This window comes from Mesorhizobium sp. M0816 (assembly GCF_040320005.1).
GTDB lineage: Bacteria > Pseudomonadota > Alphaproteobacteria > Rhizobiales > Rhizobiaceae > Mesorhizobium.
The window spans coordinates 454,506-469,385 of the sequence record NZ_JAMYOT010000001.1 but is presented as its reverse complement, the minus strand read 5'-3'; the positions used below and the strand labels follow the sequence as shown (position 1 = coordinate 469,385).

Genomic DNA, 14,880 nt, shown 5'->3' with positions numbered 1-14,880 from the left:
TGCTTCCTCCAGACCACCGGGACCAATCACCTTCTACAACGGCCTGGCCTACTTCCGTGCCTGTGCCGATGGATGGGCTCTGCGAGATGTGTATATGCCCTAGCCGCTCCGCGGGGGCGAGGAACCCAAGTCCTGCAAGTCGGCGTTCGCAGGGCGATAAGGGGCAGCGCAACCTGTCGCGGTTGTCCGGTTTGCCACATTTTGTTCTTGCTTTGTGCCGGCAGCTATGCTACTAATTTGCATACGGTGCTGATTCGCACTGAGGACCCGCCGCAAGGCGGTTTTTTTGTCTTTAGGTTTCAGCGCCATCCGTCGAGGCTCAACTCGGCTTGTCGCGACGCTCGACGATGTAGATGTGATCGGCGACCAGCACCACGTCGCCATGCTGATTGATCACCTCGCAGCGCTCGACGACCCGGCCTGAATCGGGTCGCTTCGGGTCGTCTTCCTTGGCCGAGATGGTGGTGCGGGTCCTGATCGTATCGCCAATGAACACCGGCTTGATGAAGCGCAGCCGGTCGTAGCCATAGGAGAAGGCAACCGGGTTGACGACGCTGGCCGTCAGCCCGACGCCGACCGAAAACACCAGCGTGCCGTGGGCGATGCGCTGGCCGAACGGCGTCGTCTTCATGAACTCGGCGTCCATGTGGTGGGGAAAGAAATCACCGGTATGGCCGGCATGGACGACGAAATCGGTCTCGGTGATGGTGCGCCCGCTGGTCATGCGCGACGAGCCGATCCGGTAGTCCTCGAAATAGACAGTCTGCTCCATGTCAGGGCCTCGCCGCGATCGGTGTTGCCGGCGCCGCGCTCGATCGGTAGGCGGCTTCGACCAGCGCCATGGTGTTCCAGCCGTCCTCGACGGAACTGACAAGCTCGGCGTCCTCGCCCGACGCGTAGCGCTGGACATTGGCCATGCGGCTGGCAAAGGCGTCCGGAAACCATGCGCCGACGAGTGGAACCGCAATCCAGTCCGTGCCGCCTTTGGGGTAGATTTCGAGAATGTCCGGCTCGCCGCACGGATAGTCGAGGTTGACGCCTAATTTGAGGTAAGCGGCGCCCTCGGTACCGCAGATGCGGAATTCGCAGGCCTGGTGTTTTCGACCGAATTTGTGATCGTGGTTGATCGACAGTGCACAGCGCACGGTGTCGCCATAGTCGAGGATCGCGCTGGTGCGCGTTTGCGCAACCTTGTGGCCGGGATGGCCGAGCGTCTTGGCGTGAACCCCCTTGGGGTCGCCGAGCAATTGCCGGATCAGGTCGAGATAATGGATCGAATGCATGGCGATCTCGACGCGCGGCGCCTGCAACAGGAATTCCCAGAGCTGCCAGGGTGTCGCCAGCGCCAGCCATGCGTCGAAATCGACCACTTCGCCCAGCCAGCCCTTGGCGATCGCATCCCTGAGCGCCAGCATCATCGGCGCGAAGCGCAGCTGGAAATTCACCGCCGCCTTCAGATCTTTGGAGCGGCAGATTTCAAGGATCTGGGTCGCCTCGGCGAGATTGCTGCCCATCGGCTTCTGGATCAGCGCCACCGCACCATCGGGCAGCGCCCTGAGCACGCCGGCATGATAGGCCGGCGGTGTCGCCAGATCGAAGACGGCGTCCTTGATTGACGCAGCTTCCTCGACCGACCGGTAAGCGGTGACGCCCCATCTCTGCGCCAGTTTTTCCGCCTTGGCCAGGTCGGGGTCGAAAAGCCCGGCAACCGGGAAACCGGCGTTCCCATAGGCCGGGAAATGCGCATCGCCGACGATCGAGCCGGCGCCGAAAATCACGATCGGCCTGGGCTTTGACGGCTGTGCCCAGGCCTGGGAGAGCGAGGCAGGATCGAAAATGTCATCAGTCATAATGGAAGACTTCGTCCATCGACGCCCACCACTCGCCCTCCTTGCGGGTCGGCAGCGGCTCCTGGCACGGCATGCAGAGCGCCCACCATTCCTGCGTCGTGGGATCGGCGGCCATCTTCGCCATGTCGGCGGCATAGTCGGTGCCGTGGTACTCGAAGGTGCTGAACAAAAGGTGCTCCGGCTCCCTCAGATAGATCGAATAATTCTTGATGTTGCAGGCGGAAATCATCTTGAGGACGTCCGGCCACACGGCGGCGTGAAGCCGCACATACTCGGCGACTTTCTCCGGCTTGAGGCCGAGCACCATTCCCATTCGCTGCATGTCCGCCTCCTATTTTTCTATCGCCATGGTGAATTCCGCGATGCTCTTCGCCTTGATCGCATCCCAGTCCCAGTCGATGCCGATGCCGGGTTCGTCCGGCGCCAGCGCGTGCCCGTCCTCGATACGCATTTTCTTGCCGGTCAGCTCGTCGAGCTGGGGAATATACTCGACATATCTGCCGTTCTGAACGGCGCATGTCAGGCTGACATGCAATTCCATCAGGAAATGCGGGCAGACCGGTATGTCGAACGCCTCGGCTGCATGCGCCACCTTCAGCCACGGCGTGATGCCGCCGATGCGGCCGACATCGACCTGCACGATCGAGCACGCGCCCTTCTGCATATATTCGCGGAAATGCCGGATCGAGTAGAGCGACTCGCCGACGGCGATCGGCGTCGACGTCGCATTCGACAGGCGGATATGGCCGTCAATGTCGTCGGCCGGCAATGGCTCCTCGATCCAGGCGAGGTCGAGCTCACGCAGCCGCTCGGCCCGGCGGATCGCCTCGTCGACAGAAAAGCCCTGGTTGCAGTCGGTCATCATCTCGTAGGAGTCTCCAACCGCCCGGCGCACCGCCGTCAGCCGGGCAAGATCCTCGGAGCCGTGCGGCTTGCCGATCTTGACCTTCGAGCCGCGAAAGCCCTTGCCCTTGGCGGCCAGCGCATCCGCGACCAGCGCCTCGGTTTCGATATGCAGCCAGCCGCCTTCGGTCGTGTAGAGCGGGCAGCGGTCCTTGGCGCCGCCGGCAAGCTTCCACAGCGGCAGATTTTGCTTCCTCGCCCGCAGATCCCAAAGCGCAGTGTCGATGGCCGCCAGCGCGATTGCCGTGATCGCGCCGATCGTCGTGGCATGGGTGGCGAACTCCAGCTCGTGCCAGATCGCCTCGATCATGTCGGCGTCGCGGCCGATCAGCCGCGGCGCAAGGTGGTCGGCCAGCAGCCGCATCACCGAGGAGCCGCCGGTGCCGATCGTGTAGCTGTAGCCGGTGCCGACCGCGCCGTCGGCGTCGGTGATGGTGACGATCGGTGTTTCCTGGCTGACAAAACTCTGGATGGCATCGGTGCGCTTGACCTTCGGCACCAGGTCGACCATCCGCAGTTCGATTTTCTCGATCTTTGCCATGATTTTAACCTCGCAATGTCCTGCCTGTTTCGGCGGAAAACAGATGGGCCTGCGACAGGTCCAGGCTCATCTTGACCCGGTCGCCGGCTTTCAGCGGCTTTGGATTGAGCATCCGCGATACCCAGTCGCTGCCGTTGAATTCGGCGAACACCAGCGTCTCGTTGCCGAGCGGCTCGGTGACGGTCACCGGCAACTCCAGCTGGTGGACGTCGACGTCTTCGCCGGAGCTGATGCCATGCCCGGTCGGATAGATGTCGTCGGGCCTGAGGCCGAACACGACTTTGTCGCCGGCCTCGATATTGGCCTTGAACTGGCTGGGCAAAGGCAGCCTCTCGCCACTGGCGAACAGCAACTGTCCGTCGTCGACAACCGCCTCATGCAGATTCATCGGCGGCGAGCCGATGAAGCCGGCGACGAAGCGTGTCTGCGGCCGTCGGAAGACCTCGTCGGGTGTGCCGACCTGCTCGATGAAACCGTCACGCATGATGACGATACGGTCCGCCAATGTCATCGCTTCGACCTGGTCATGGGTGACGTAGATCACTGTCGACTTGACCTTGGCGTGCAGCTTCTTGATCTCGGTGCGCATCTGCGTCCGAAGCTTGGCGTCGAGATTGGAAAGCGGCTCGTCGAACAGGAAGACGTCGGGATCGCGCACGATGGCGCGGCCCATGGCGACGCGCTGGCGCTGTCCGCCGGACAGCTGCGACGGCCGGCGGTCGAGCAATTGGTCGAGGCCGAGAATGCCGGACGCTTCGGCGACGCGGCGATCCATTTCTTCTTTCGCGGCGCCCGCGATCTTCAGCGAGAAGCCGAGGTTTTCGCGCACCGTCATATGCGGGTACAGCGCATAGGACTGGAACACCATCGAGATATTGCGCGAGCGCGGCGGCAGGTCGTTGACCATGCGGCCGCCGATCTCGATGATCCCGTCGCTGATCGCCTCGAGGCCGGCGATCATGCGCAGGGTTGTCGACTTGCCGCAGCCGGACGGCCCGACCAGCGCGATGAACTCGCGGTCGGCGACCTCTAGATCGATGCCGTGCACCACCGCCACCGGGCCGTAGCTTTTGGTGAGGTTCTTGAGCGATACAGTTGCCATGTCAGCCTTTCACCGCGCCGGAAGTGAGGCCGCCGACGAGGTGTTTCTGGACGATGAAGGTAAGCGTGAGCGCCGGTATGACCATGACCACGGCGAGCGCGCACATGCCGCGCCAGTCGATGGTGAATTCGGCTGTATAGTCGAGCAGGCCGACCGGCAGGGTCTTGGAGTTGATCGAGCGCGTCAGCTGCGAAGCCAGCGCGAACTCGTTCCAGGAGGTGAGGAAGGCAAAGATGCCGGCCGAGGCGATGCCCGGTCCGGCCAACGGAAACTCGACCTGCCAGAAGGCCTGCCAGCGCGTGCAGCCGTCGATCTGCGCGGCTTCCGCGAGATCTTTCGGCACCTGGCGGAAAAAGCCGTCGATCAGCCAGACGGTGAACGGCACGTTGAGCGCGACATAGACCAGGATCAGCCCGAAATGCGTGTCGATGATGCCGAGCCGCGCAAAGACGAAGAACAGCGGCAGCGACAGCGCGATGCCGGGCACCGTGCGCGTCAGCATCAGGCCGAGGAACATCGCCGACTTGGCGCGAAAGCGGTAGCGCGCAAAGGCGTAGCCGCCGGCCATGCCGATGACGATGGCGATCACCGTCGAGGTCACCGAGATGATCAGCGAATTGCGGAAGTAGTCGAGCACCGGAATGCCGCCCTGGCCGACGCCGCTGAACATGGCGATGTAGGCGTCGAGCGAGAGTTGCTGCGGGATCCACACCGGCGGCTTGGCCATGATTTCGACGGTCGGCCGCAGCGACGACAGCACGATCCAGATGCCGGGCAGGCAGATGACCAGCATGGCCAGGAACAGTCCGATGCCGTGAACGATTCCGAGCGCTTTGTTGCCGACGCGATGCAGGCTGTTCTGGTCCATCCTCACCACTCCGCCGCGATCTGCGTGCGCGCTGCGGCGAGCTTGCGGTAGAAATAGACGGTGAACAGGATCGACAGCAGGATCGAGAAATAGGCCATGGCATTGGCCATTCCCATCCTGGCATCGCTGTAGGCGGTGCGGGCGACCAGCGTCCAGACCAGTTCGGTGCGGCCGGCGGGGCCGCCGTCGGTCATGATCTTTACGATGTCATAGGCGCGCGCAACGTCGAGTGAGCGGATGGTCATGGCGATAAAGGCAAACGGCATGATGAACGGCCAGGTGACATAGCGGAATGTCTGCCACGGCGTGCAGCCGTCGACGCGGGCCGCCTCGACCGGTTGGCGCGGCATCGCCAGCAGCCCGGCCAGGATCAGGATCGCGAACACCGAGGTCGACGACCAGATCTCGGCGATCAGGATGGCGATGAAGGCGAGATTGCCGTCGATCAGCCACGGGATGGCGCGATCGGTCAGGCCGAGCCCCTGCAGGGCGTTGTTCACCAGGCCGATATTGTCATTGAACATGAATTTGAATTGGAAGCCGACGAGGATCGGCGAAAACATCATCGGAAACATCATGATGGTGCGCAGGATCCGCTGGCCGCGCGATGCCTTCTCCACCAGCAGGGCCAGCCCGAGCCCGATCAGCATTTCCAGGTTGAGTGCGACGGTCAGCAGCACCACGGTGCGGGCAAAGGCGACCCAGAAAGCGCGGCTGGTCAAGATGGTGACGTAGTTGCGCGCGCCGATGAAGACCCAGAACGTCTCCGGCCTGGTCAGCCGGAACGGCGTGAAGCTGGAATAGAGCGAAAGCAGCAGCGGCACCACCACCACCGCCGCCAGAACGATCACCGCCGGCAGCAGGAGCAGCAATGGCGGCGAAGGTCTCCAGCCTTTCATGGCGATCCGGTTCTGGTTGGTGCCCGGACACCGAAGGCCGCCATCGGCGAGCTGGGATCAAGACAAAGCGTGTTGCGCATGGTTCGCAAAAAGTTCGGGGGCGCCGCTCTTCGATGAGCGCGGCGCCCCCTTGGGAGAATGGTCAAAGCTTGCCGGCGTCCTCGAGGATCTGGGTGGCCTTGGCGGCAGCGTCGTCCAGCGCCTGCTTGGAGGTCTTGTCGCCAAGGATGGCGGCCTGCAATTCGGGATAAACGGCGTTGGAGATTTCGATCCATTCAGGTGTCTGCGGCACGGCAAAAGCGTGCTTTGCCTCTTCCTGGAAAGCCGCCAGCACTTCCTTCTTGTAAGGATCGTTGGCCGCCTGCTGGATGTCCCAGTCCCACACCGCCGTGCGGGTCGGCAGTGGGCCGCTTGCCGCCTCGAGCTTCTGGCTGTCCTCATTGGTCAGGAACCAGACCAGCGACGCCGCGGCTTCCTTGCTGGCGCAGTTTTCGGTGACCGAAAATCCGTGGTGCCCCGACCAGCCGGTGCGAATGCCGGCCGATCCCTTCGGCGCCACCTTCACGCCGACATTGCCGGCGACCTTCGACGACTTCGGATCGTTGAAGAAGCCTGCCCAGCCCGGCCAGTCGAGGTTGATGGCGACGGTGCCCGAGGCAAAGCCCTGGCCGAGATCGTCCCACAGATAGTTGGTGGTGCCGGCCGGCACCGCCTTGGCCTTGTAGAGATTGACGAACCAGTCGAGCGCGTGCACGCCGGCTTCCGAGTTGAAGGCCGGCTTGCCATCCTTGTCGAGGTATTCGCCGCCGTCGGCGATGAGCATCTCGTAAAAGCGGCCGTTGATCGCCTCTTCCTTGCCGGCGAACTGGGTACCGTAGAAATCGGGCGGGCTGGCGAAGAATTCCGCCTGCTGGGCGACCTCGTCCCAGGTGTCGGGCGGTGTCAGTTCCTTGCCGTATTTGGCCTTGTAGGCGGCCTTCTTGGCTTCGTCCTGGTAGAGGCTCTTCTGGTAATAGAGCGCCGACACGTCGAACTGCGCGCGCGGCAGCATCACCAGCTTGCCGTCGAGCGTCGAGGCCTTGATCGTCGACGGCACGAAGGCGTCGATCTCCTCCTTCGGCAGCAGCTTGTAGAGGTCGGTGTAGATATCAGGATATTGCGGCGCGAAGGACGAGTGGTTCGACCCGATGCACCAGTTGATGCTGCCGGAGGCGATGTCCGATTTGATTTCCTTGTCGAGCTCGAAGTGATTTTTCTTCGAGATCACGTTGACCTTGGCGCCAGTCAGTTTTTCCCATTCGCCGATGCGCGCGTACAGCCCTTCATATTGCTGGCCGCCGATCAGCTTGGCGTCGATGGTGACGCCGTCGAATTTGCCGGGCAGGTCGGCAGCAAGAGCACTCGCACCCAGTGCGAGCAGCGTTACGCCGGCCGACAGGCCGCAAAACAGTTTCGTCATTGGTATCCTCCCAAAAGTCCGCGTCGATCCATAGCGAGGGCGGATCGGCAGCTTCATTCATATACAAACAAAACATTTATAGGATCGTCAAGCCGAAAGTTCTTTCGGAAACATACCGTTATGCGTATATGAAAAGTGCAATTCACTGGAGAAGCGGAATGGCAGAGGACGAGGAAGACGACCGCTATCGAGCCCCGGCGCTGGACAAGGGGCTCGACATCCTCGAGCTGCTGGCCGGCGTCGATGGCGGCCTGACGCAGGCGGAAATCGCCAAGAAGCTCGACCGCAGTCCGAACGAGTTCTACCGCATGCTGGACCGGCTGGTGCGGCGCGGCTACGTCACGCGGCCGGATGGCGACCGTTACTCGCTGACGCTCAAGCTGTTTGGTCTGGCGCAGCTGCACGCGCCGGTGCGACGGCTGGTTTCCTATGCGACGCCGCTAATGCGCGAGCTGGCAGAAACCTCGCAGCAGGCAAACCAGCTCGTCGTTTTCGATCGCGGCTCCGCTGTGGTGATTGCCCAGCAGGAAGCGCCGGATTACTGGGGCATCTCCATCCGCGTCGGCTCGCATATCAGCCTGTTCGACACCGGCTCCGGCCATGTGTTGCTGGCGTTCCGCCCGCCGGAGGAGCGGCAGATGATGATCTCAGAACATCTGCGCAGCACCGACAAGCCACCGCAATCGCCGGAGTTCTTTGCCCGCCTCGACCAGATCCGGGAACGCGGCTACGAGATGATGGCATCGATGCAGACCGCCGGTGTCTTCAACCTGTCGACACCGGTTCTTGGTTCGGACGGCAGGGCGATCGCCGCGCTGTCGATTCCCTACATAACCCTGGTCAACGCACCCAAGGCGCCCGACATTACGAGGACGATTGAGCTGCTGCTGGCAGCGACCGAAAAGCTGTCGCAACTGGCGGGATCGACCGTCAAGCAATCGCGATGAATTCTTATTTGAATGAAGAATTTCTCCGTGAGATGATCTCGAAGTCGCCAAGGAGGAGCGCGCCGCCATGATCTTCGACACCCATCTGCACCTGATCGATCAGTCCGCGCTGCGCTATCCCTGGCTGGCCGGCGTGCCGGCACTCAACCGCGATTTCTCCTACGACGAATATGCAGTCCAGGCCCGCCGCGCCGGCATCGAGGGCGCATTGCATATGGAGGTCGATGTCGATCCTGCCGACATCGAGGCCGAAACCGGCCGTGTCAAAGCGCTGTCGCGGGAGAAGGCCAGCTTGCTGCGGGGGGCAATTGCCTCCTGCCGTCCGGAAGAGCCCGGCTTTGCCGCCTATCTCGAGCGCCAGCGCGCCGATCCTTTCGTCAAGGGCTTTCGCCGCGTGCTGCACGTCATGCCGGACGAGCTTTCGGAGGGCGCGCTGTTTCGTGAAAACATCAAGCGGCTTGCCGGCAGCGGCCTGACCTTCGACCTTGTCGTTCTGCCGCACCAGATCCCCAAGGCGATTGCACTCACCGACCTCGCGCCGGACGTGCAGTTCGTGCTCGACCATTGCGGCGTGCCCGACATCAAGGGTGGCGCCGAGCACCCCTGGCGCGAGCACATGGCGGAGATCGCGCGGCGCCCGAACGTCGTCGGCAAAATTTCCGGTGTGGTCGCCTATGCGGATGCCGGATCCTGGACTGTCGAAACGCTGCTTCCCTATGTCGAGCACACCATCGAATGCTTCGGCTGGGACCGGGTCGTCTGGGGCAGCGACTGGCCGGTCTGCACGCTTGGCGGCGGGCTTGCGACCTGGATTGCGGCAACGCATGCGTTGCTTGCCGGCACCAGCACCGATGAACGGCAACAACTGCTGTCCGGCAACGCCAAGCGGCTGTGGCGTTTGTAAGCCGGCTTACTTTAGGGTCAAAACTCAATCACTCCGAACGGCCGAGTTCGACCATTTCGGTCGTAGGTCGGTCAGCTAGGAATTTCCAGAACCGGACCCTCGGCTTTGCGAGGCGGCGGCTGGTCGGTACGCTAAGCAGGCGAAGGCGACCATGCGACTTCAAGCTCGCGGAGCATTCCGCCGGGAAGACCATCTTGACCGGGTAATGCGCGGAACCTTGCCCCATAAAGGGTCGGCAGTTCCTGAAGTCGCGCTATCTGTTCGTCGAGCCAGAACTGCAGCTCGTCGTATTCAGCGTCGCCGCCGTGGCCCGGATGGGTCTCAAGTTCAGCGTCGCCGCTATGAAATTTGCGCTCCCAAGCCCGATAGATGTCCCAATTGCGCATTGCGCGTCGCATGAACTCAGGCCCAATGGGATAGAGCTTGAAATTGTCAGAGTAGTCGTCCGCGCCTTCGTCAAACTGACAAGCGAAATAGTGGGGAGCGCCATCCAAATCAGCTACGCCGGTCCGAACCCCGTCGTAAAAATCCCAAATTGCATGCACCTGTTCATATCGCATTGGAGAGCACCATACCGCGTGGAAAGTCTAGCGCCAATGTCCGCCTTTGCTGAGTTTCAGGCGAAAGGGGCGGGCAGCCGCCTGATTGAACGGATTCATGGGAGGCGCTTCAAGTTTCTTGTTTTTATGCATGTCGTTAGCGCAAAACCGTTGCGCAGCCTCGGTTCACGCCCGAGGGCATGCTTTTGCGCGACGTGAATTAGATTGTCGTCGACACGTGCCGCTCGCGACCGTAGAGCGAAACCAGGAGCACGATGACCAGGCCAAGTGCCGCCTGCACGGTCGAGGGCCGGAAGCCGAGGCCGATCAGCAGCGTGTTGATCTCCGTCAGCACCAGCACGCCGGCAATGGTGCCGAAATAGCTGCCGCGGCCGCCGACAAGGGCGGCGCCGCCGACCACCACTGCCGCGATCGTCTGGAACAGATAGGGCTGGCCGACATCGCCATAGGCCGAACCGGTGAAGCCGAGCAGCAGCACGCCGGCCGCGGCGGCGAAGAAGGCGCTCGCGGCATAGGTCACGGTCCACATGCGGACCGGATCGATCAGTGCCAGCGGCGCAGCACCTGGATTGCTGCCGAGGGCGTAGAGACGGCGGCCGTATGGCGTGCGCGCCAGCACCAGCGCCACCAGCAAGGTCAGCACCGCGACGCATGGCACCAGCCCCGGCACCGGCAGCGGTCCGACCGAACCGCCGATCGAAACGAAGGCGGAAACCGCGGCAGGCGCCGATCCGGATGGAAAGCCACCGGTCCACAACAGGACGGCACCTTGCACGATCATGCCAGTGCCGAGCGTGACGATCAGCGGGTGGATATCGAGCCCACGCGAGATCAGGCCGTTCAGCGCCCCGATCAGTATGGCGAGCACGACGACGACTGTGCAGACAAGGGCAAAATTCCAGCCGCCGCCGTAGAGCTGTGCGGCAACGACATTGGCAAAGCCGATGATGAACGGGATCGACAGATCGATACCGCCGAGGATGACGACGAGGGTCTGGCCGATCGATGCCACCGCCAGCAGCGAGGCGATCACCAGCAGCGCCCGGATGGCGAACGGCTGGGAGTAGCCCGGGATGAGCAAGGTGCCAAGGAGATGCAAGGCGACAGCGACCGCAAAGGCACCGGCGACGCGGGCATTGGTGGATTGGAGCCAGGTCTGGCTCATGCTTCTCAGCCTTTCCGTGCCGAGAGCCGCTCCTGCAGCGCCGTCATGATGACGGCCACAACCAGGATCGCGCCATAGGCGATCTGCAGCACATAGGTGGAGACGTTGAAGGCGGTCAGCACGCTCTGCAGCAGGAAGATGTCGACAGCGCCGATGGCGGCGCCGGCGAGCCCGCCGCGCCCGCCGGCAAGGCTGACGCCGCCGAGCGCCACCGCGGCAATCGCGATCAGCGTGTAGGTTGGCCCGATATTGGGGTCGGCCGAACCGATCAGCGCGGTCAGCATCAGGCCGGCGCAGGCGGCAAGTATGCCGGTCATGACATAGGCGATGAAACGCACTTTGGTGACCTGAACGCCGGCCGTGTAGGCGGCGCGATCGTCGCTGCCCACCGCCATCAGCTGGTCGTAATAAGGCGTCTGCCGCACCAGCCACCAGAACAGCAAGATCAGCGCCAGCGGCAGCGCCGACCAGGGTCCGGCCATTGCCTTCAGCCAGCCCGGCGCCGGGCCGATCGGCGCCGGCAGGATGGTCAGCGTCATGCCGGTGAGGATCAGATAGGTGCCGAGCGTTGCGACGATCGGCTGGATGCGGACGATGGTCGCCAGAAAGCCGTTGGCGGCGCCGACGATCGCGCCGATCAGAAGCGCCGCCGGCACGATGACCAGCGGCGAAGACATGCCGAGCCTGAGAAACAGCAGCTGGATCACCATCGCATTGACGAAGCCCATCAATGGCCCGACGGAAATGTCGATGCCGCCGCGCCCGGCGAGGATCACCGGAGCCGAGGCGACCGCTGCGCCGATCAGCGGCGCGGCGAGCCCGATCAGCGCGCCCCAGGCGGCAGGATGGAAGCGCGCCGGATTGAGCAGCAGATTGACCGCGATCAGGATGACCAGCAGCACTGCCGCAAAGCCAGCGCCGCGCCATCGCGCCGCCATGCGCCGCAACCCGCTCATGCGGCGCGCCCGAACATGGCGGCGATCACCGTATCGCTTTTCATCGCGTCTCCGGTGATTTCAGCCGCCACCTGCTGTTCGCGGAACACCAGCACGCGATGGCAAAGCAGGAGGATCTCCTCGATCTCGCTCGACAGGATGACCAGAGCCATGCCGTCCGCCGCCAGTCCACGAAACACATCGTAGAGGACATGGCGCGTCGCCACGTCGACACCGCGCGTCGGATCATTGAGGAGCAGGATCGCCGGTTCCAGCGCCAATGCGCGGGCCAGCAGCACCTTCTGCTGGTTGCCGCCGGAAAGCGTGGTGATCGGGGCGTCCGGCCGTGGCGCGATGATCGACAGTCTGTCCCGGTAGCTCTCATAGCGCTGCCGCCGCGCGGCGAAGCTGAGCAGACCGAAACGCATATCGCGCGACAGCGTCGAGACGGCAAAATTGTCGAGCACCGATTGGGTCGGAAAAATGCCGGTGGTGCGCCGGTCGCGCGGCAAATAGGCGATGCCGCCGGCGACCGCCTTGCGGAAATTGGTGATCGCGCGCGCTCCGGTTGGCGCCTCGACGGTCACCTCGCCGCCGGCCGGGCGTTCCAGGCCGGCCAGCACTTTCAGGAACCGCTCCTGTCCGTGGCCGTCGAGGCCGGCAAGGCCGACGATCTCGCCCGGCCCAATGGTTTGCGTCATGGGGCTTGCGCCCGGCGCGATCACCAGGCCGCGCACCGAAAGGCTGGCGCGATCAGCCATGCGCCAGCTCCGCCGCCGTGCGTGGCGCCATTGCCTTGAGAAGTTCGGATGCGGTGGACGTGCCGCGTTCCTCAGTCGTGACCACGCTGCCGCCGCGCAGCACGGAAATCCGGTCCGAAAGCGACATCACCTCGTCCATGCGATGGGTGATGAACAGGATCAGGCAGCCTTCCGAAGCAAGCTTGCGCATCATGGCAAAGACCGCCTCGCGATCGGCAAAGTCGAGCGCAGCCGTAACCTCGTCAAGGATGAGAATGCGCGGGCTGCGGACCACAGCGCGGGCGAGCACTACCAATTGCTGAACCGCAAGCGGCAATTGCCCGGCCAACTGGTCGAGCGGGATCTCGGTCACCGCAAAGCGCTTCAGCACCGCTTGCGCGCGTTGCCGCCGCTCGGCGCGCGGCACGGTGCGCATCAGCAGGCCGTCGAGGCCGAGCAGGATGTTGTCCGTCACCGAACGGTCAGGCGCGATCAGCACTTCCTGGAACACGGTGGCCAACCCGGCGGTCTGGAACGCCGCCGGCGAGAGGCCGGTAAAGGGCGCTCCGTCGAGCAGGATCGCGCCGCTGTCCTGCTGCACGATCCCCGACAGCAGCTTGACCAGGGTGCTCTTGCCCGAACCGTTCTCGCCCAGGATGGTGTGGATCGTGCCGGCGCGGAATGCGATGGAGGCATTGGCCAGCGCAATCGTTTCGCCGTAGCGTTTCGAGATGGCCTGGACTTCCAGCATGAGCAATCCTGATGGAGAAAGCCGGCACCGCTGGTGCGGAGCCGGCCCTCATAAATGCTACTTGGCGCAGGCGTCCGGCACCTTCGAATAGTCCCAGCCCTTGGTCGGTGCCGGATTGGCGAAATAGGCATCGAGCCATTCCTCCGGCATCGGATCCTTCGGCGGGACCGGGAAGATCGAGACGGCGTCCGGCGTCATGCAGTCCTTGTACCAGGCGCCGAGGTCGGCATTGTGCACCGGCGGAATCGGGATCAGCAGCGTGTTGAGCCTGGGCTTCTGGCCCTCGAGCATACGCGCACCGACACGAAACAGCGTCTCGGCCGTCCAGTGCGGCAGAACCGCATGGCCTTCGAAGCGGTATTTGTCGGGATTGGCCTTCCAGTAGCCGAGCGCATCGCCGGTGATCGAGCCGGTGATCAGCGGGGCAGGGCGGCCGGCCTCGGCAAAGGCCTCGGCGACGACGCGGCTTTCGCTGCCCGTCGTCCACACTGCATCGATCGGCGCCGGATTGGTGGCGATTGCCTGCAGCACCGCCGTCTTGGTGACGTTGGCCGTCCAATTGCCGTTGACGGTGCGCGAGACCTTGAGCTTTGAATTTTCGGCCAGCGCCTTGTCGGCACCCTGGCGCTCCTGCACGACGATCGGGTGACCGGCAATGCCTTCGACCAGAAGCACGCTGCCGCCGTCCGGCATTGCTTTGCCGATCGCGGTCATCATGTCGTAGCCCCAGCGCGCATAGTTGGAATCGACGTTGATCGCATTCGGGCTGGTCACAGACCCAGCTGCCGTGATGAAGGGGATGCCGGCTTTGGCTGCGGCATCGATGGCGTCGTCCAGCGCCGTTGCCGAGCCGGGGATCGAGGTGATGATCGAGCATTTCTTGTCGATGAAGGCGCGGATCTGGTTGATCTGCTGACTGGCGTCGTTGTTGGAATCCGACACCTCGAAGCTCGCCACGGTGCCGTCGGCGATCAGGCCGTCGACCAGCCGCTTCAACTCCTTGGTCACGGTGACGCGCCACGGATTGCCCTGGTAGGACTCGGAGTGGCACCATTTCCACGGCTTTGACGGCGGCGTGAAATTATCCCAGGCCGACGGCAGCACCTTTTGCGGCGCGCCGTCATATTGTGCCTTCAGTTCGGTCGGCAATCCAGCAATCACGCCCGAAACGTCTTGAGCGCAGGCTATGGTCGTGACCGATGCAAGTGCGGTTGCGGCCAAAAGGCCGCGGATCAGGCTGTTCATGTTCTCCTCCG

16 protein-coding genes are annotated in these 14,880 nt (G+C 63.4%); 2 read left to right on the top strand and 14 right to left on the bottom strand.

Going from position 1 to position 14,880, the window contains the following annotated elements:
* Positions 1–319: 319 nt before the first annotated feature.
* From NKI17_RS02210 to NKI17_RS02175, 8 genes are all read right to left on the bottom strand, one after another.
* The gene (locus NKI17_RS02210) at positions 320–772 is read right to left on the bottom strand and encodes a MaoC/PaaZ C-terminal domain-containing protein (protein WP_352569274.1); all 453 of its coding nucleotides are present in this window, start codon (positions 770–772) and stop codon (positions 320–322) included.
* A gap of 1 nt (position 773) precedes the next feature.
* The gene (locus NKI17_RS02205) at positions 774–1,850 is read right to left on the bottom strand and encodes a Gfo/Idh/MocA family protein (protein WP_352905346.1); all 1,077 of its coding nucleotides are present in this window, start codon (positions 1,848–1,850) and stop codon (positions 774–776) included.
* Positions 1,843–2,172: an L-rhamnose mutarotase gene (locus tag NKI17_RS02200; RefSeq protein WP_023676093.1), complete on the bottom strand. Its 330-nt coding sequence runs from the start codon at positions 2,170–2,172 to the stop codon at positions 1,843–1,845. The genes NKI17_RS02205 and NKI17_RS02200 overlap by 8 nt, the downstream gene beginning before the upstream one ends.
* A 9-nt stretch (positions 2,173–2,181) precedes the next feature.
* The gene (locus tag NKI17_RS02195; protein WP_352905345.1) at positions 2,182–3,294 is read right to left on the bottom strand and encodes a mandelate racemase/muconate lactonizing enzyme family protein; all 1,113 of its coding nucleotides are present in this window, start codon (positions 3,292–3,294) and stop codon (positions 2,182–2,184) included.
* A 4-nt stretch (positions 3,295–3,298) separates the two neighbouring features.
* Positions 3,299–4,396 carry an ABC transporter ATP-binding protein gene (locus NKI17_RS02190; protein WP_352905344.1) on the bottom strand — a complete coding sequence of 366 codons (1,098 nt, stop codon included), beginning with the start codon at positions 4,394–4,396 and terminating at the stop codon, positions 3,299–3,301.
* 1 nt (position 4,397) lies between these two features.
* Positions 4,398–5,264 (bottom strand): carbohydrate ABC transporter permease, encoded by an 867-nt coding sequence (locus NKI17_RS02185; RefSeq protein WP_352451567.1) that lies wholly within the window; start codon positions 5,262–5,264, stop codon positions 4,398–4,400.
* A 2-nt stretch (positions 5,265–5,266) separates the two neighbouring features.
* Positions 5,267–6,163 carry a carbohydrate ABC transporter permease gene (locus NKI17_RS02180; RefSeq protein WP_352905343.1) on the bottom strand — a complete coding sequence of 299 codons (897 nt, stop codon included), beginning with the start codon at positions 6,161–6,163 and terminating at the stop codon, positions 5,267–5,269.
* Positions 6,164–6,305: 142 nt separating this feature from the next.
* A complete protein-coding gene (locus NKI17_RS02175; protein WP_352905342.1) occupies positions 6,306–7,622 on the bottom strand; it encodes a type 2 periplasmic-binding domain-containing protein in 1,317 nt (438 codons plus the stop codon).
* Between the two features lie 158 nt (positions 7,623–7,780).
* Here NKI17_RS02175 and NKI17_RS02170 point away from each other — a divergent pair, with 158 nt between their 5' ends.
* The gene (locus NKI17_RS02170) at positions 7,781–8,569 is read left to right on the top strand and encodes an IclR family transcriptional regulator (RefSeq protein ID WP_352621006.1); all 789 of its coding nucleotides are present in this window, start codon (positions 7,781–7,783) and stop codon (positions 8,567–8,569) included.
* A 67-nt stretch (positions 8,570–8,636) separates the two neighbouring features.
* A complete protein-coding gene (locus NKI17_RS02165; protein WP_352905341.1) occupies positions 8,637–9,473 on the top strand; it encodes an amidohydrolase family protein in 837 nt (278 codons plus the stop codon).
* 131 nt (positions 9,474–9,604) lie between these two features.
* Here the strand turns inward: NKI17_RS02165 and NKI17_RS02160 are convergent, their stop codons facing one another.
* From NKI17_RS02160 to NKI17_RS02135, 6 genes are all read right to left on the bottom strand, one after another.
* Positions 9,605–10,033: a hypothetical protein gene (locus NKI17_RS02160; protein WP_352905340.1), complete on the bottom strand. Its 429-nt coding sequence runs from the start codon at positions 10,031–10,033 to the stop codon at positions 9,605–9,607.
* 199 nt (positions 10,034–10,232) lie between these two features.
* The gene (locus NKI17_RS02155; RefSeq protein ID WP_352905339.1) at positions 10,233–11,198 is read right to left on the bottom strand and encodes an ABC transporter permease; all 966 of its coding nucleotides are present in this window, start codon (positions 11,196–11,198) and stop codon (positions 10,233–10,235) included.
* Positions 11,199–11,203: 5 nt separating this feature from the next.
* Positions 11,204–12,154 carry an ABC transporter permease gene (locus tag NKI17_RS02150; protein WP_352569291.1) on the bottom strand — a complete coding sequence of 317 codons (951 nt, stop codon included), beginning with the start codon at positions 12,152–12,154 and terminating at the stop codon, positions 11,204–11,206.
* Positions 12,151–12,894 carry an ATP-binding cassette domain-containing protein gene (locus NKI17_RS02145; RefSeq protein WP_352569293.1) on the bottom strand — a complete coding sequence of 248 codons (744 nt, stop codon included), beginning with the start codon at positions 12,892–12,894 and terminating at the stop codon, positions 12,151–12,153. Before NKI17_RS02145 ends, NKI17_RS02150 begins: the two co-directional genes overlap by 4 nt.
* Positions 12,887–13,624 carry an ATP-binding cassette domain-containing protein gene (locus NKI17_RS02140; RefSeq protein ID WP_352905338.1) on the bottom strand — a complete coding sequence of 246 codons (738 nt, stop codon included), beginning with the start codon at positions 13,622–13,624 and terminating at the stop codon, positions 12,887–12,889. Before NKI17_RS02140 ends, NKI17_RS02145 begins: the two co-directional genes overlap by 8 nt.
* A gap of 57 nt (positions 13,625–13,681) precedes the next feature.
* Entirely contained in the window at positions 13,682–14,869 is a 1,188-nt protein-coding gene (locus tag NKI17_RS02135) for an ABC transporter substrate-binding protein (protein WP_352905337.1), read from the bottom strand.
* Between the last annotated feature and the right edge of the window lie 11 nt (positions 14,870–14,880).